Source organism: Nocardioides sp. (genome assembly GCF_031397825.1).
Classification (GTDB): domain Bacteria; phylum Actinomycetota; class Actinomycetes; order Propionibacteriales; family Nocardioidaceae; genus Nocardioides.
The window spans coordinates 1-15,249 of sequence record NZ_JANNML010000203.1 but is presented as its reverse complement, the minus strand read 5'-3'; the positions used below and the strand labels follow the sequence as shown (position 1 = coordinate 15,249).

Below are 15,249 nucleotides of genomic sequence, written 5' to 3'. Positions count from 1 at the left end.
TCATCAAGGTACGTCGATGAAACGCCACTCCCCATGACGTGCACCCCGAGGGAGGTGGCGTGTCGCCGTGGGAAGTGCCGGCCGCTCCACCGTGGCAGGTGGCGGTTGGCCTGCATACCGTGATGAAGCGGCCCCCGGATCAGCTGCAACATCGCGCCGACTCGGCGGTCAGTCCTCGAGGTGCTCGATGTCGCGGAAGCCGGTCTTCTTGGCACGGACGCCCCGGTTGGTCGTCCAGGTGGCCGCCCACAGCACGATGCCGAGCACGATCAGGCCGCCGGCGACCTGGTACTGGATCCAGTCGTCCCGGTCGCGGGCCCACGGCCCGACGAAGAACAGGCAGGCCACCGCTCCGACGTAGGGCGCCCAGGTCGGTGCGGAGAAGGCCCCGGAGGGCTCCCGGCGCAGCACCACGCAGGCGACGTTGACGATCGCGAAGACGCCCAGCAAGAGCAACGCGGTCGTGCCGGAGAGGGCCTTGATGACCGAGGTGTCGGCCAGGAACGTCACCGCGAAGATCAGTCCGAGGGCCAGGACGGTGGAGAAGAGGATGCCGACCCACGGCGTACGACGACCAGGCAGCACCTTGCCCAGGCTGCGGGGCAGGACGTCCTGGTTGGCCAGGCCGTAGAGCAGACGGCTGGCCATCAGCATGTTGATCAGCGCGGTGTTGGCGACCGCGATGACGGTGAGGAAGGGGAACACGTCGTCGATCGGCAGGTTGGGCGCCCCGGTGCTGACGACGTTGAGCAGGACCTTGCCCTCGTCGGCGACGACCTGCTCGATCTCGCCCTCGGGGATCACCGCGACGACGCTGATCGAGACGAGCACGTAGAAGAGCACCGCGATGCCCAGGCCGGTGAGCATGATCCGCGGGAAGGTGCGCTCGGGGTCCTTGGTCTCCTCGACCATGTTCACCGAGTCCTCGAAGCCGACCATCGCGAAGAACGCGATCGCGGTGGCGACCGTGACCGCGAGGAACAGCCCGCGCTCGGACCCGCTCTCGAAGACCACCATCCGGCCCAGGTCGCCGTCGCCACGGGAGATCACCACGAAGCCGATCACGATGACGATGACCAGGGCGAGCATCTCCACGAGGGTCAGGAAGACGTTGAACCTGACGCTCTCCCCGACCCCGCGCAGGTTGATCAGCGCGAGCAGGACCATGAAGCCCATGGCGACCCCGGTGATGGCCGTGCTGCTCTCCGGGTCGATGCCGCCGACACCGAGGCCGTCGAGGCCGGCCAGGAGGTTGGTGCCGAGCAGGTTGGCGGCCGTCGAGGCGCTGGTGATGCCGGAGCAGATGACCCCGAATGCCACCAGGAAGGTGACGAAGTGGATGCCGAAGGCCTTGTGCGTGTAGAGCGCCGCACCTGCCGCCTGCGGGAACTTCGTGACCAGCTCGAGGTAGGAGAGCGCGGTCAGCGTGGCGACCGCGAAGGCCACGAGGAACGGCACCCACACGATGCCGCCCACCTCGAGCGCCATCTCCCCGGTGACGGCGTAGATGCCGGCCCCCAGGATGTCCCCGACGATGAAGAGCAGGAGGAGCTTGGGTCCCATCACCCGCTGGAGGTCGGGCTCGGGGCCGTTGACGTCGACGTCGGCGCTGCTGGCGGTCATCACGGACTCCTGGGGAGGAGGGGACAGTGCACCAACCCAATACCCAGAAGGCCGATTTGGCCACCAGGCGCGCCCCGGCGTTGCGCGCGCGGGACGCCGACGTCAGCCGAAGAAGACCTGCGCCTCGGCGTACTCCTCGGGGCTGACGAGCTTGAGCTCGGCGGTGCCCTCGGACAGCGGCACCCGGATGATCTTGGTGCCGCGCAGCGCCATCATCGTGCCCCAGTCGCCGTCGGCGACCGCGTCGACGGCCTGGAGGCCGAAGCGGGTCGCGAGCCAGCGGTCGAACGCCGTGGGCGTGCCACCGCGCTGGACGTGGCCGAGGACGACCGCGCGCGCCTCCTTGCCGGTGCGGTGCTCGATCTCGCTGGCGAGCCGGTCGCCGATGCCGCCCAGGCGCACGTGTCCGAAGGCGTCCTTCTCCCCCGACACCAGGGTCATGCCGTGCTCGCCGTCGGACTGCTGCGGGACAGCGCCCTCGGAGACGACGATGATCGGGGCGTACTTGGTCTTGAAACGGGTCTCCACGTGCTCGCAGAGCGCCTCGATGTCGAAGGGCTGCTCGGGGATCAGCACGGCGCTGGCGCCGCCCGCGATGCCCGCGTGGAGCGCGATCCAGCCCGCGTGGCGGCCCATGACCTCCACGACGAGCACCCGGTGGTGCGACTCGGCGGTGGTGTGGAGCCGATCGATGGCCTCGGTCGCGATGTTGACCGCGGTGTCGAAGCCGAAGGTGAAGTCGGTGCCGGAGAGGTCGTTGTCGATCGTCTTGGGCACGCCCACCACGTGCACGCCGAGGTCGGCGAGCTTGGTCGCGACGCCGAGGGTGTCCTCGCCGCCGATCGCGATGAGGGCGTCGACGCCGTCGCTCGCGAGGTTGTCCTTGATGCGCTCGACGCCACCCTCGATCTTGAACGGGTTCGTGCGCGAGGAGCCGAGGATCGTGCCGCCGCGGGGCAGGATGCCGCGACACTCCTGGATGCCGAGCTGCATCGTCTCGCCCTCGAGCGGTCCCTTCCAGCCGTCGCGGTAGCCGACGAACTCGAAGCCGTGGGTGCTGACGCCCTTGCGGACCACCGCCCGGATCACGGCGTTGAGGCCGGGGCAGTCTCCGCCTCCGGTGAGCACTCCGACGCGCATGGGACCTCCTGGATGAGCCGGTCGAGGAGACCGGCGGCGGGGGTGGGACTTGGATCGTTCACAGGGAGCGCGTCCACCCTAGCCAGGTTTGCGCTCAGGTGGCGAGGCTCACCACGAGCCAGTCGAGGCCGACCCCGACGACGATCCCCAGGACGCCGCAGGCGAGCGCCGGGAGCCAGCCACCGACGACACTGCTGTCGGTCGGCAGCCACTCGGTGCGCCAGCGCGGGTCGTCGCCGATGGCGGCGAGCTGCTGCGGCGTGATGCGCGGGTCGAGCACGGCGACCTCGGGCTCGTCGGGGTGCAGCAGCACCGCGACCGGCGCCTTGCGGGACTCCAGCGCGAGCATCGCCGGGACCAGGGCACCGACCCGTCGCGCACCGCCCGGCGCCAGCACCGTGATCGCGAGGACCGCCGACGGGCCGTCCAGCGGTCCCGCGGTCCCGACCAGGTAGGACGGCGAGTGCCGCGCCAGCCTGCGTCGTACGACGCGCCCGGCGGCCGGCACGCCCGTCACGCGTCCCGCCACGAGGTCGGCCGCCCCCTGCTCCAACAGCGAGCGGAAGCGCCGGTCGGCACGCCTGTTCCAGACCACCACCCCGATCCCCCACGCGATTGTGAGCACCAGGCCCAGGACGAACAGGCTCACCGCCACGCCCCAGTGCTCCCCCTCGACGGCCAGCACCGAGCCGAACATCACGGCCGGACCGAGCACCTGGCAGAACAGCATGATCCGGGTCTGGCGCGCGAGGTCGTTGAGCACACCGCCAGCCTGCCCCGTGGCGATGACCTCAACCGCCAGCGCCGGGTCGATAGTCTCCGACGCATGACCTTCTCGATCGTTGCCCGCTCCGCCGACACCGAGTCCTGGGGGGTCGCGGTGGCCTCGAAGTTCCTCGCCGTCGGCGCCGTCGTCCCCGCCGCCGTCGCCCAGGTCGGCGCGATCGCCACGCAGGCCGACGCCAACGTCGCCTACAAGGGCCTTGCGCTCGCGCACCTCGACGAGGGCGCGACGGCGTCCGTGGCACTGCAGCGGCTGCTCGAGGAGGACGAGGGTCGCGACGACCGCCAGGTCGGCATCGTCGACCTCGACGGCAACGCCGCGTCGCACACGGGACACGCCTGCATCGAGTGGGCGGGCGGGGTCACGGGCGAGGGCTACGCCATCCAGGGCAACTGCCTGGCGGGCTCCGAGGTCGTGGAGGAGATGGAGCGGGCCTGGCTCGCCTCCGACCCCGAGTCCCCGCTCGCCTCGCGCCTGCTCGCCGCGCTCGCGGCCGGCGACGCCGCGGGAGGTGACAAGCGCGGTCGGCAGTCGGCCGCACTGCTGGTCGTGCGCGACGAGGCCGGCTACGGCGGCGGCGACGACATCGACACCGACCTGCGCGTCGACGACCACGTCGCGCCGATCGAGGAGCTGACACGGCTGCTCGATCTCAACGTGCTCTACCTGACGGCGTCGACCCCCGACGAGCAGGTCGCGGTGACCCCGGACCTTGAGGCCGAGCTCGAGGCGTTCGCGCAGGCGCAGGGACACCCCGACTTCCACACCTGGGTCGGCACGGAGAACTACGAGATGCGGGTGTCGCCGCAGCTGGAGTGGATCGACCGGCGGGTGCTGGCGATCGTGCGAGGCGATCGGTGAGCATCCTCGCGATCGACGCCGGCACCACCGGGGTCACCGCCGTCGTCGTCACGCCCGACGGGCGGATCGCGGCGAAGGGCTATCAGGAGTTCGCCCAGCACTTCCCCCAGCCGGGCTGGGTCGAGCACGCGCCCGAGGAGATCTGGCAGGCGACGCTGGAGGCGTGCCGGGTCGCGCTGGGCCAGGTGGACCGCGCCGAGCTGCGCGGCATCGGGATCACCAACCAGCGCGAGACGATCGTGCTGTGGGACCGCGAGACCCTCGGGTCGCCCCGTCGGGCGATCGTGTGGCAGGACCGTCGTACGGCCGACATCTGCACGCGGCTGCGCGAAGCGGGGCACGAGGCGCGCGTGGCGGAGCTGACCGGGCTGCGGCTGGACCCCTACTTCTCCGGCACCAAGCTGATGTGGCTGGCCGAGCACGAGCCGCGCACGTGGGCGCTGGTCGAGTCGGGGCGCTATGCCGTGGGCACGGTCGACTCCTACCTCGTCGCGCGCATGACCCGCGGTCTCGAGCACGTCACGGACGTCTCGAACGCCAGCCGCACGCTGCTCTTCGACCTCACCGCCGGTGACTGGTCCGACGAGCTGTGCTCGCTGCTCGGCGTGCCCCGTGACGCGCTTCCGGAGCTGGTGCCCAGCTGGGGCGAGCTCGCGGTCACCGACGCCCGGTCGTTCCTCGACCTGTCCCTGCCGATCGCGGGCCTCGCCGGCGACCAGCAGTCGGCGCTCTTCGGTCAGACCTGCTTCGACGAGGGCGACTCCAAGTGCACCTACGGCACCGGGTCGTTCATCCTCACCAACACCGGCTCGACGCTGCGTCGCTCCGATGCCGGGTTGCTCTCGACGGCGGCGTGGCGCTCACCCTCGGGCGAGCTGACCTACGCCCTCGAGGGCTCGATCTTCGTGACCGGCGCGGCCGTGCAGTGGCTGCGCGACGGGCTCCAGATCGTCGGCTCGGCGGCGGAGACCGCGGCCATCGCGGCCACGGTGCCGGACTCCGAGGGCGTGGTGTTCGTGCCGGCGCTGACCGGTCTCGGTGCCCCCGACTGGGACCCGCACGCCCGCGGCATGGTCATCGGCATCACCCGCGGCACGACGCGGGCCCATCTCGTGCGGGCCACGCTGGACGCGATCGCCTTCGAGGTGCGCGACGTCCTGGACACCATGCCTGGTCCGTCGTCGCTCCGCGTCGACGGCGGTGCCTCGGCCAACGACCTGCTCTGCCAGCTCCAGGCCGACCAGGTCGGCGTGCCGGTCGAGCGGCCCCGGCTGGTCGAGACCACGGCGCTGGGCGCGGCGTTCCTCGCGGGGCTCGGCACCGGCGTCTGGGCCTCCACCGACGACCTGCGCCAGACCTGGCAGCTCGACCGACGCTTCGAGCCGTCCGGTGACCGCACCGGCGCCGACCTGGCTCACGGTCGCTGGCGCGCGGCCGTCGAGCGGTCGAAGGGTTGGGCGACCGTCTGAGGGCGGGTCGCCACGGGAGGCCTCGGGCGGGCGCCCGGCCGGCCGGCCGGGGAGGTAGTCCCTCACGTCTCCACGCTCCAGGAACCACCTTCACCACGCTGGTGTGAGGGACTACCGCGCCGCCGTGCGGCGCTCGACCTCGGCCGCGGCGGTGTCGCGGGCCGTGGTGGCCTCCTCGAGCTCGGCGTAGGCCTCGGTGCGGGCCTCCTCGGCGTCCCCGAGCTCGTCGTCGACCTCGTCGGCCGACGCCTCGAGGTCGGCAAGGCGCCGTTTGAACTCGTCGATCTCCGCCTGGAGCTGCATCGAGCGCGCCTCCAGCGCCGACTGGGCCGAGACCGTCTCCTCATAGGCCGAGCGCGCCGTCCTCAGCTCGTCCTCCGCCTCGTCGAGCGCCTCCTGGGCTGCGGCGCGGGCCTTCTCCTCCGCCTCGGGATCGGGTACGACATGCAGGTCGGGCCGCGTGCCGGCGACGGGAGCATCGGGGTCGCGCGACGCGACGGGGCTGGCCTCGAACCCCAGCGCAGCCGGCAGCGCCACCGCGCCACCGAGGTCGACCTCGTCGACGCCGGTGGTGGTGATCGCGGTGACGAGGAGCCCGCTGCGGACCGCCTGGGAGCAGCGCTCGTCGAGCATCGCGGCCGTGAGCGTGGCCTCCACCTGGTCGGCCACGGCCTGGGTGACCTTGACGCCCGCCTCGGTCGCGAGCGACCGCGCCTGCTGCGTGACGGCGGCGGTGACCTGGCGACGCTGGCGGGTCAGCGCGCGCAGCTGCTCACCGGACATGGCCGCGGCGGCACCGCGCAGCGCGGCACCGACGGTGAGGACCTGGTCGACCTGGTCGGGGTCGCGGCGCACCAGCAGGTTGACGACCCAGGCGGCGAGCGACGGCTTCTTCAGCATCTTGACGTCCTTGCCCAGGTCGGAGCCCTTGAGCTCCTTGGCCCGCGCGTCACGCGCCGGCGTGAACTCCGCCAGCGTCAGTGCATAGAGCTCGTCGGCTACCGCGAGCAGCTCCTCAGACATCGGCTGATCCTCGCAGGACCAGCTCACGCTCGACCGGGTAGGGCGTCCATTCCGAGCACCGCTCGACCCCGGTCGGCTCCCAGCCCAGGTGGAGGTAGAGGCCCAGCGCCCGCTCGTTGGCCGCGAGGCACCACAGCCGCGGCTGCTGCCCGCCGTCGGTGATCGCGCTCGCCGCGCGCTCGACGGCGACGCGCGCCAGGCCGGTCCCCCAGCGTCGCGGATGGACCGCCAGGTGACGCAGCGTCCTCGCGTCGTGGGCGACGAACGCGTCCAGCCCTTGGCCGCCCGCACCGCCGGGTCCGTCGACCACGTCGACGACCACCCCCGGCTCGGCCAGCACGTGCTGCCACCGGACCATCACGTCGTCGTCGGGGAACGGGAAGTCCGCCGCCGGGAAGACGTGCGCCAGGCCCACCAGGTTGGCCTCGCGCTCGAGGTCGCGCAGGGCGGCCGCGTCGTCGACCCGCGCGGGACGGAACGTCACGGTCGCCCCGCCGCCACCCACTGCTCGTGGCCGACCAGCGTCCGGTCGAAGAGCGCCCGCAGGTGCGCCTCCTGCACCCCGACCAGTGACAGCCCGAGGCCGACGAGTGCGCCGCGCCACTCGTCGTACGACGTGAGGTCGGTGGTGCGGCGCCCCTCGCCGTCGACGCGTCCCCGGACACAGCCGCGCAGGGTGTCGACGCCGAGGGGGTCGCGCCGCTGGACGACCAGGATCCGCGAGAAGACGCCGTCGGGAGCCGTGGAGAGCGTGGCGTGCGAGTCGAGGACGGTCATCGGGTCGGTGGGGGCGCTGGTCACCTCGAGGCCGGTGAACGTGCCGGTCGGGTCGTTGCGGAAGGACCAGCCGTCCTCGGTGACCTCGGTGACCTCGAAGCGGAGCGGGCCGTCGACGTAGTCGCCGGCGACCAGCGGCAGTGGCTCGAGGAAGCCCTCGCCGAGTCCGACGTCGGGCCACCAGCGGCCGTCGGGGTTGTCGTCGGTGGGCAGTCCGGTGACGACCAGCACCAGGTGGTTGAGGAAGGGGTCGGCGCGCTTCTCGGGGTTGATCCAGACATGGCCGTGGCGCCGCTCGACGGCGAAGCCGAGGTCGCGCAGCACCAGCTCGAGCACGGCGTTCTGGTGGAAGCAGTAGCCCGCCCGGCCGACCTCGCCGACGCGCGTGAGGCTCGACTCCGGGTCCACCGACGGGGGCCGGCCGAGCATGATCTGCAGGTTCTCGTAGGGGATCTGCTCCACGTGGCGCCGGTGCACCAGCCGCAGCGACTCCAGGGTCGGCGGGAGGGGCTCCTCGATGCCCAGGTGCGCGAGGTAGGCGCGGATCGACACGCGCCGAGCATAGATCGCGCCGCGGGTCAGCCGGCCCGGAGCCCGGCGGTGATCATCGCGGCGGTGATGTCGACGACCTCGTCGCGTTCGACGCCGTCGGGTCGCATCAGCGCGACGCGCAGGCACGTCGAGACGAGCACGCCCATGGTCATGAAGACCACCGCCTCCATCCGCGCGGGCGCCAGGTCGGGCAGGTGGCGGCGCGGCAGCACCGAGGCCAGCTGGAAGAGGCGGGACTCGACCTCGGGGAGGATGTTGGCGTTGCTGCCGGCCGGCATCGCGTTGACCATCGCGAGGATCACCGCCCGGTGCCGCTCGAAGGCGTCGACCAGGGTGAGGACGATCTCGCGGACGCCGCCGTCGAGGTCGTGGTCGAGCGCCCGGACCACGCCGGCCATCAGGTCGGCCGAGATCGCCTCCACGGCCTCGTCGCGCAGCACCCCGAGGATCTCGGCCTTGTCGTTGAAGTAGCGGTAGAACGTCCCGCTGCTCACGTGCGCCTGCTCCACGATGGCGGTGGTGGTCAACCGCTCCGCTCCCGCGGTCGCGAGAAGGTGAAGGGTCGCGTCGAGCAGGTCGCGCCGCATCTGCACCGCCCGGGTCTGGGAGGGGCGGATCCGCTGCTTCTGAGCCACTCCTGGGCCTCCTGGCGTCGCTGCTCGGTCGGTCACAGAAGTGAATGGAAGGTGAGAGTATTTCACTTCTAGGCTCGCAGCATGGCAGCGATCCCCACCCGACGACAGCCCCCGACGAGCGTGCGGCACCTCGCGGAGGCCGAGGCACGCCACGGTGGCTTCGCGACGGCGTACGTCGACGGCATGTGGCGCGGCGACGACCTCGCCGACGCGTTCGTCGCCGACGTCGCGGTGCTCGGCCACGGCCGCGGGATGAGGCTGCTGCGCCAGGCCTGCCGCGAGGGCATCGACGCCGTCCCGGACGCCCCCGCCAGCCTGCGCGCACTCTTCGCCCAGCTCGACGAGGTGCCGGCGTGGGTCGACCTGGCCACGATCGACCGCGACAGCGCACACATCGGTCGCTACACGCGCCAGTCGGGCATCGTGCTCGGCGCCGCGTCGCTGGTCAGCGGCTACGCCAACGCTGCGGCGTCCCGACCGCTGGCGATGACGGGCCGCTACGTCGAGAGCGCCGGTGCACGCACGATCGAGGTCAGCTCGTGGCTCGTCGAGATCAGCCGCAGCGGCGGGCTCGAGCGCTGCTCCCCCGGCTTCGAGCTGACCGTGCGGGTCCGGGTCATCCACGCGCTCGTGCGCGCGGCGCTGCGCGACGACCCCGCGTGGGACCACCCGGCCTGGGGCGTGCCGATCTGCCAGTCCTACCTCGCCTACACGCTCGTGGAGTTCGCGCTGATCCCGCTGCGCGGGCTGCGCACCATCGGCGCGCCCTACCTCCCCCACGAGGAGGCCGCCGCCTACGCCCGCTGGCGCTACCTCGGGCACCTGCTCGGCATCGACGAGGCCCTCCTGCCCACTGACCGTGCCGAGCAGGAGCGGCTGGAGGAGATCTACCTGCTGACCCGGCCCCCCGTCGACGACTTCTGCCGCGACCTGGTCGCGAGCATCAACCGGGAGTTCCTGGTCGCCGAGATCGAGGAGCTCCTGCCGGCACGACCTGCCCGCCTGCGCCAGATCGCACCCCCGGTCGTGCACGCGCGCTCGAGCGGCTCTTCCTCGGCGACGACCTGGCCGACGAGCTCGGTATCCCGGCGGCGCCACGCACGCTGCGCCTCCTCGAGCGGACCGGTCCGGTGCTGGCCCGGCTCAACAGCGGCCTCGACCGGATCGGCCCCCTGCTGGGTCCCCGCGCCCGGGCCGGTGAGCGTTACCGGGTCAAGCAGGACGCCCGGCTGCGTGGCAGGTACGGCGTGCAGCACGACCTCGTCGACGTCTCGCCGGCCGGGGGGATGCCGCACCCGGCGCGGGGTGCGTGACCTCTAGTCGTGGTCGAGGCCCTGCTCGATCGCCCACCGGGTCAGCTCGACCCGGTTGTGCATCTGGAGCTTGCGCAGGGTGTTCTGCACGTGGTTCTGCACGGTGCGGTGGGAGAGGAAGAGGCGGTCGGCGATCTGCTTGTAGGACATGCCCTTGGCGACCATCTTGAGCACCTCGGTCTCACGCTCGGTCAGCTGCGGCCGGTCGACCCCGCCCGCCGACGGGTCGGACAACCGACGGAACTCCCCGAGCACCAGACCGGCCAGCCCCGGCGTGAAGACCGTGTCGCCGCGCGCCACCCGTCGTACGGCGTCGATGAGCTCGTCGCGCGACGCCGACTTGACCAGGTAGCCGGTCGCCCCCGCCTTCACCGCCTCCAGCACGTCGGTCTGCTCGCCCGACGCCGACAGGATCAGCACGCGGGCCGACGGGTCGTGGCGCAGCACCTCGGCGGTGACCTCGACGCCGTTGGGCGCCGGGATCTGCAGGTCGAGCACGACCACCTGGGGGCGGGCCGCGGGAAACCGCGCGACCGCCTCGGAGCCGTTGGCCGCCACCGCGACCACCTCGAACCCTGCTGCCTGCAGGTCGCGCTCGACCGCGTCGCGCCACATCGGGTGGTCGTCGACGACCATCACGCGGATCGGCTGCGGGTCGGTGTCCGAGTCCATGGCTGGACCCTAGACGACAGCCCTCGGTCGACCCCGCCCGTCGCCATGTCGCGAGTCATGGCACGCTTCCCGTCCCGGCGAGGGTCGTGTGCCGGAGAATGCGCTGGGCCGCACTCTGGCGCACACGACCCTGAGGAGGCGCGGGCCGACTGTCCCCTACGTCCGGGTCGTGTGCCTCACACAGCGCTCAGGCGCAGCGACAGGCACACGACCCGTCACACCCGACCCTCAGTCCAGCCGGAGGAACCGCCCCCGCCGGTGCAGCAGCGGCGCGTCCTCGTCACCGACCTTGATCTCGTCGACCCGGCAGGTGACCTCGACCGACCAGCCGACCTCACGCGACTCCACGAGGGTGCACCCGGCCCAGGCGGTGGCAGAGGCCAGGCGGGGGCCCCAGGAGGTCTGCTCGAAGTCGCCCATGCGGAACGGACCCCCGGGTGCCGGCGCGGTCCCGGCGAAGGCCTCCGCGAGGTCGCGGCCGGGCCAGGAGAGCAGCTGCACGACGCAGCGCTCCGTCTCGAGCAGCCGCTCGGCCAGGTCGGAGTCGGGGTCGAGCAGACCGAGCACGTGCGCGGGCTCGCCGTGCGCGAGCATCAGCGACGTGACGGTCAAGCCCTCGCGGTCCCTTCCCTCGCCCGCGGTCCACAGGCTCACGGCGCCACCGAGACGTCCGCGCAGCCGGCGCACCGGGTCGGGCTCGGCGTCGGCGAAGGGGTGCGTGCTGTGGATGGTCACGCCCCGAGCCTAGGGACCACCCCGCGACCGCAACCACCACGCGCCGGCGCACGGTGCAGCGGCTGGGCGGTGCTCGGGTCGTGTGCCACAGGCAGCGCCGGGCCGCGGCCCGGGACCCACGACCCTGCAGGTGATCGACGTGGCCTGTGGGTCGTGTGCCTGTGAACGCGCTGGAACGCCGCCTGCGGCACACGACTCCACGGCGGCACCACCGCGAAGCCGGGGACCGGGTCGGGCCCAGACCCCAGGACGGTGCGGAAGAGCGCCACGTGCTCGAGCCGCCCCGGGCACGAACGAGAGCAGCAGGTTGCCGCCCGGCTCCACGACGAGCGGTGTCACCGAGCCCCCCGAGGTACGACGAGCTCCCACTCGGTGCCGAACGAGCCGGTCGAGAGCTCGGCGGTCCCACCCAGGTCGGTCACGCGGCCGCAGATCGACTCACTCACCCCGAGCCGGCCCTCGGCGGCCGCGGCCTCGAGCCGGCCCGCCGGGATGCCGGGGCCCTCGTCGCGCACGGAGAGCTCGATCCGGTCGGGGAAGGCCTCGAGGAGCACCCACGCGGGAGCGGAGGGCCCGACGTGGACGGCCACGTTGTCGAGGCAGGCCGCCACGACCGCCACGACCTCGCGCACGACCGCCGCCGGCAGCTCCACGGCGGTTCCGGGGGTGGCGACGCTGACGTGGGGTCGCGCCCCCAGCTCCCCGAGCGCCGCCGCGAGGTCGGCGACGGCATCTGCCGCCTCAGCCGCCGAGGACGAGGACGCCGACACCGCGTCCTGCGAGCGGATCAGCGTGCGCAGGACCTGCTCCTGCTCGCCGGCCAACCGGCCCAGGTCGGCGGCCTCACCCCCGAGCTCGGCGCCTCGGCGCTGCACCAGCGCGAGGACCTGGAGGACGCCGTCGTGGACGGCCCGCGCCAGGCGGGCCCGCTCGGCGTCGGCGAGCGCCGCCCGCTGGGCCTCGTCACGCTCCTTCGCCATCAGCTGGAGCGACTCGCACATGAAGCCCACGATCGGCCCGGCGATGAGCAGCAGGAACGTGTTGCCGTAGTTGCCCTGGGTGACCTCGTCGCGGACCAGGAGGTCGGTGCCGGCGACCAGGACGGAGGCCAGCAGCCCGCCTCTCCAGTGGAAGCGGATCGCCCAGGCGAGCAGCGCGCACATCACCCAGAAGCCCGGGACCGTGGCGTTGAAGCTCTCGCCCTTGACGATCGGCGAAGCCACGAGCAGCGTCAGCGTCACGAACAGGTCGAGGCCCACGAACCACGGACGGCGTCGCGCCGGGTCGGCGTAGACGACGAGGGCGGTGCCGGTCCACAGCACCATGACCAGCACGCACAGCACCCCGGCCAGCGGTCGCTCGAAGTTGTCGGCGCGGTAGGCGTTGAGGCCGATCGCGTTGACCAGCAGGACGACGCGCAGGATGCCCAGCGCCCGGAAGAGCCGGTCCTCGACGTCGAGGGCCGGTCGCGACCAGAGCCGCAGCTGGGTCAGGACGCCTTCTTCGTCTGCTCGTCCCCATCGGAGGGCGTGATCGACTCGGCCTGTCCGGCCGCCAGTGCCTTGGCCTCCGCCTCGAGCCGCTTGGACTCCTCCTTCGCGCGCCCGGCGTACATGTCGACGTACTCCTGGCCGGAGAGGCGCATGATCTCGTACATGATCTCGTCGGTGATCGAGCGAAGGATGTAGCGGTCGTTCTCCATGCCGGCGTAGCGCGAGAAGTCGAGCGGCTTGCCGAAGCGCACGACAGGCCGCGTGAAGGTGCCGAAGGTCTTGCCCGGGGGCGCCACGACGTCGGTGCCGACGACCGCGACCGGGATGACCGGGACGCCGGTCTCCAGGGCCAGTCGGGCCACGCCGGTCTTGCCGCGGTAGAGCTTGCCGTCGTGGGAGCGGGTGCCCTCGGGGTAGATGCCGAAGAGGTCGCCCTCGCCCAGGATCCGCTTGGCCGAGGACAGCGCGCCCTCGGCGGCTGAGGCGCTGGTGCGGTCGATGGGCACCTGACCGGCCCCGGAGAAGAACTGCTTCTGGAACCAGCCCTTGATGCCGGGGGTCGTGAAGTACTCCGCCTTGGCCACGAACGTCACGCGCCGCGCCAGCGTCAGCGGCATGAAGAGCCAGTCGGCGTAGGAGAGGTGGTTGCTCGCCAGGATCGCCGCCCCCTCCTCGGGGACGTGCTGCGAGCCCTCGACCTGGGGACGGAAGACCACGCGCAGGAGGGGGCCCAGAGCCACCCACTTGAGGAACCAGTAGAACAACGAAGCGCCTTTCCCCATCGCCGACCCGTGAGTCGTCCTGACCTTTCGAACCTTAGTGCCTGAAGGCCCGCTCACCTACCACTGTGGTGGGGCACAATCGGCGCCATGACCCTGCACCCCCTCGCCTCGCCCCTGACCATCGAGGCGCGTCCGGAGCTGACGGGCGGGCGCCGCATCGGCGTCCTGCTCAGCCACGGCTTCACCGGCCAGCCCGCCTCCATGAAGCCCTGGGGCGAGCACCTCGGCTCCCTCGGCTACGGCGTTTCCGTGCCGCGCCTGCCGGGTCACGGCACCACGTGGCAGGAGCTCAACACGATGACCTGGGACGACTGGTACGGCGAGCTGACCCGGGCCTTCGACGCCCTCTGCCTCGAGCACGACGCGGTCGTCGTGGGCGGGCTCTCGATGGGCGGCGCGCTGGTCCTGCGGCTGGCCGCCGACCACGCCGACAGGATCTCCGGCGTCGTGGTGGTCAACCCGGCGGTCGCCAGCAAGCGGCTCGACGTCAAGCTCCTCCCGGTGCTCAAGCACCTGGTGCCGTCGTTCCCCGGCCTGGCCAACGACATCAAGAAGCCGGGCATGGACGAGCACGGCTACTCCCGCACCCCGCTCAAGGCCATCCACTCGCTCATGCGGGCGTGGCCGCCCCTGGTGGCCGACCTGCCCAAGGTGACCGCCCCGCTGCTCTACCTGCGCTCCACCGAGGACCACGTCGTCGACGAGGCGTCGCAGCCGTTGATCACCAGCAAGGTGTCCTCGCGCGACGTCACCGTGGTTCCGCTGACCGAGAGCTACCACGTCGCCACGCTCGACAACGACGCCCCACAGATCTTCGACCTGTCCGCCGCCTTCATCGCCCGCACCACCTCGGCGTAACCTCGAGACGTGCAGCGCGACAACGAGGACGACGCCTGGCGCGCGATCGTCGAGAACTTCGGCGAGCGCGCTGACCTCGACCCCGACCCCCAGCCCGAGACTCCGCCCGGGACGCAGCAGGAGTCCCGGCGCGAGCCCGACCCCGAGCCGCCCCCGGTGGCGCCGCGGGCGGCCTCGTCCTGGGACGAGGAGTACGTCGACTCCGACTGGAGCACCGACCGCTTCGTCCCGCCCCCGCCCCCGCCGGTGCCGAGCACCAGCAAGGATCGGATGGCCGCCTGGATCGGCATCTTCGGCTCCCCGGCCGTGCTGCTGGTCTGCCTGGTCCTCGCGATCGACCTGCCGCAGCTGGTCGCCTACGCCCTCGTGGCGGCCTTCGTCGGCGGCTTCCTCTACCTCGTCTTCCAGATGCCGCGCGGTCCGCGCGACCCCGACGACGACGGCGCCCGCATCTGAGCCTCGCAGTCTGGCCGGAAAGTGCGGGGCCCATTGGTCCGCGGTATGCGGTAAGGTCCGCGAAAACCTCCCCCCC

The 15,249-nt window shown here is 72.1% G+C and carries 16 protein-coding genes; 5 read left to right on the top strand and 11 right to left on the bottom strand.

Annotated features, from left to right (window positions below; all coding sequences use genetic code 11):
- Nucleotides 1-168 precede the first annotated feature (168 nt).
- From RMN98_RS17245 to RMN98_RS17235, 3 genes are all read right to left on the bottom strand, one after another.
- A complete protein-coding gene (locus RMN98_RS17245; protein ID WP_309650047.1) occupies nucleotides 169-1,623 on the bottom strand; it encodes an APC family permease in 1,455 nt (484 codons plus the stop codon).
- A 102-nt stretch (nucleotides 1,624-1,725) separates the two neighbouring features.
- Complete coding sequence (locus RMN98_RS17240; protein WP_309650046.1) at nucleotides 1,726-2,763, bottom strand: 6-phosphofructokinase; 1,038 nt, start codon at nucleotides 2,761-2,763, stop codon at nucleotides 1,726-1,728.
- Between the two features lie 94 nt (nucleotides 2,764-2,857).
- A complete protein-coding gene (locus tag RMN98_RS17235; protein ID WP_309650045.1) occupies nucleotides 2,858-3,526 on the bottom strand; it encodes a hypothetical protein in 669 nt (222 codons plus the stop codon).
- Nucleotides 3,527-3,589: 63 nt separating this feature from the next.
- Here RMN98_RS17235 and RMN98_RS17230 point away from each other — a divergent pair, with 63 nt between their 5' ends.
- The gene (locus RMN98_RS17230; protein WP_309650044.1) at nucleotides 3,590-4,408 is read left to right on the top strand and encodes a DUF1028 domain-containing protein; all 819 of its coding nucleotides are present in this window, start codon (nucleotides 3,590-3,592) and stop codon (nucleotides 4,406-4,408) included.
- Nucleotides 4,405-5,877 carry a glycerol kinase gene (locus RMN98_RS17225; RefSeq protein ID WP_309650043.1) on the top strand — a complete coding sequence of 491 codons (1,473 nt, stop codon included), beginning with the start codon at nucleotides 4,405-4,407 and terminating at the stop codon, nucleotides 5,875-5,877. The genes RMN98_RS17230 and RMN98_RS17225 overlap by 4 nt, the downstream gene beginning before the upstream one ends.
- Nucleotides 5,878-5,988: 111 nt before the next feature.
- On the opposite strand, the gene RMN98_RS17220 is transcribed toward RMN98_RS17225, so the two are convergent.
- Genes RMN98_RS17220 through RMN98_RS17205 form a run of 4 tightly spaced genes read right to left on the bottom strand, consistent with a single transcriptional unit; the run spans nucleotide 5,989 to nucleotide 8,864 of the window.
- Nucleotides 5,989-6,900 carry a hypothetical protein gene (locus tag RMN98_RS17220; RefSeq protein ID WP_309650042.1) on the bottom strand — a complete coding sequence of 304 codons (912 nt, stop codon included), beginning with the start codon at nucleotides 6,898-6,900 and terminating at the stop codon, nucleotides 5,989-5,991.
- On the bottom strand, nucleotides 6,893-7,384 hold the full coding sequence (locus tag RMN98_RS17215) for a GNAT family N-acetyltransferase (RefSeq protein WP_309650041.1): 492 nt from the start codon (nucleotides 7,382-7,384) through the stop codon (nucleotides 6,893-6,895). The genes RMN98_RS17220 and RMN98_RS17215 overlap by 8 nt, the downstream gene beginning before the upstream one ends.
- Nucleotides 7,381-8,229, bottom strand: a complete 849-nt coding sequence (locus RMN98_RS17210; RefSeq protein WP_309650040.1) for an arylamine N-acetyltransferase — start codon at nucleotides 8,227-8,229, stop codon at nucleotides 7,381-7,383. Before RMN98_RS17210 ends, RMN98_RS17215 begins: the two co-directional genes overlap by 4 nt.
- Nucleotides 8,230-8,255: 26 nt before the next feature.
- Nucleotides 8,256-8,864, bottom strand: a complete 609-nt coding sequence (locus tag RMN98_RS17205; RefSeq protein WP_309650039.1) for a TetR/AcrR family transcriptional regulator — start codon at nucleotides 8,862-8,864, stop codon at nucleotides 8,256-8,258.
- A gap of 81 nt (nucleotides 8,865-8,945) precedes the next feature.
- Here RMN98_RS17205 and RMN98_RS17200 point away from each other — a divergent pair, with 81 nt between their 5' ends.
- The gene (locus RMN98_RS17200) at nucleotides 8,946-10,184 is read left to right on the top strand and encodes an oxygenase MpaB family protein (protein ID WP_309650038.1); all 1,239 of its coding nucleotides are present in this window, start codon (nucleotides 8,946-8,948) and stop codon (nucleotides 10,182-10,184) included.
- Here RMN98_RS17200 and RMN98_RS17195 read toward each other — a convergent pair.
- From RMN98_RS17195 to RMN98_RS17180, 4 genes are all read right to left on the bottom strand, one after another.
- Nucleotides 10,181-10,849, bottom strand: coding sequence for a response regulator transcription factor (locus RMN98_RS17195; RefSeq protein ID WP_309650037.1), 669 nt, complete (start codon nucleotides 10,847-10,849; stop codon nucleotides 10,181-10,183). The genes RMN98_RS17200 and RMN98_RS17195 overlap by 4 nt on opposite strands.
- A 228-nt stretch (nucleotides 10,850-11,077) precedes the next feature.
- Entirely contained in the window at nucleotides 11,078-11,584 is a 507-nt protein-coding gene (locus RMN98_RS17190) for a flavin reductase family protein (protein WP_309650036.1), read from the bottom strand.
- Between the two features lie 335 nt (nucleotides 11,585-11,919).
- Nucleotides 11,920-13,068: a MacS family sensor histidine kinase gene (gene macS / locus RMN98_RS17185; protein WP_309650076.1), complete on the bottom strand. Its 1,149-nt coding sequence runs from the start codon at nucleotides 13,066-13,068 to the stop codon at nucleotides 11,920-11,922.
- A 5-nt stretch (nucleotides 13,069-13,073) separates the two neighbouring features.
- A complete protein-coding gene (locus RMN98_RS17180) occupies nucleotides 13,074-13,859 on the bottom strand; it encodes a lysophospholipid acyltransferase family protein (RefSeq protein ID WP_309650035.1) in 786 nt (261 codons plus the stop codon).
- A gap of 87 nt (nucleotides 13,860-13,946) precedes the next feature.
- Between RMN98_RS17180 and RMN98_RS17175 the strand changes: the two genes are divergently transcribed.
- Entirely contained in the window at nucleotides 13,947-14,717 is a 771-nt protein-coding gene (locus tag RMN98_RS17175) for an alpha/beta fold hydrolase (protein WP_309650034.1), read from the top strand.
- 9 nt (nucleotides 14,718-14,726) lie between these two features.
- Nucleotides 14,727-15,173 carry a hypothetical protein gene (locus RMN98_RS17170; protein ID WP_309650033.1) on the top strand — a complete coding sequence of 149 codons (447 nt, stop codon included), beginning with the start codon at nucleotides 14,727-14,729 and terminating at the stop codon, nucleotides 15,171-15,173.
- Nucleotides 15,174-15,249 lie beyond the last annotated feature (76 nt).

Bases quoted from the DNA above. Each gene is read 5' to 3' on its own strand.
- RMN98_RS17245 (WP_309650047.1), bottom strand. From the start codon at position 1,623: ATGACCGCCAGCAGCGCCGACGTCGACGTCAACGGCCCCGAGCCCGAC.
- RMN98_RS17240 (WP_309650046.1), bottom strand. From the start codon at position 2,763: ATGCGCGTCGGAGTGCTCACCGGAGGCGGAGACTGCCCCGGCCTCAAC.
- RMN98_RS17230 (WP_309650044.1), top strand. From the start codon at position 3,590: ATGACCTTCTCGATCGTTGCCCGCTCCGCCGACACCGAGTCCTGGGGG.
- RMN98_RS17220 (WP_309650042.1), bottom strand. From the start codon at position 6,900: ATGTCTGAGGAGCTGCTCGCGGTAGCCGACGAGCTCTATGCACTGACG.
- RMN98_RS17200 (WP_309650038.1), top strand. From the start codon at position 8,946: ATGGCAGCGATCCCCACCCGACGACAGCCCCCGACGAGCGTGCGGCAC.
- RMN98_RS17195 (WP_309650037.1), bottom strand. From the start codon at position 10,849: ATGGACTCGGACACCGACCCGCAGCCGATCCGCGTGATGGTCGTCGAC.
- RMN98_RS17180 (WP_309650035.1), bottom strand. From the start codon at position 13,859: ATGGGGAAAGGCGCTTCGTTGTTCTACTGGTTCCTCAAGTGGGTGGCT.
- RMN98_RS17175 (WP_309650034.1), top strand. From the start codon at position 13,947: ATGACCCTGCACCCCCTCGCCTCGCCCCTGACCATCGAGGCGCGTCCG.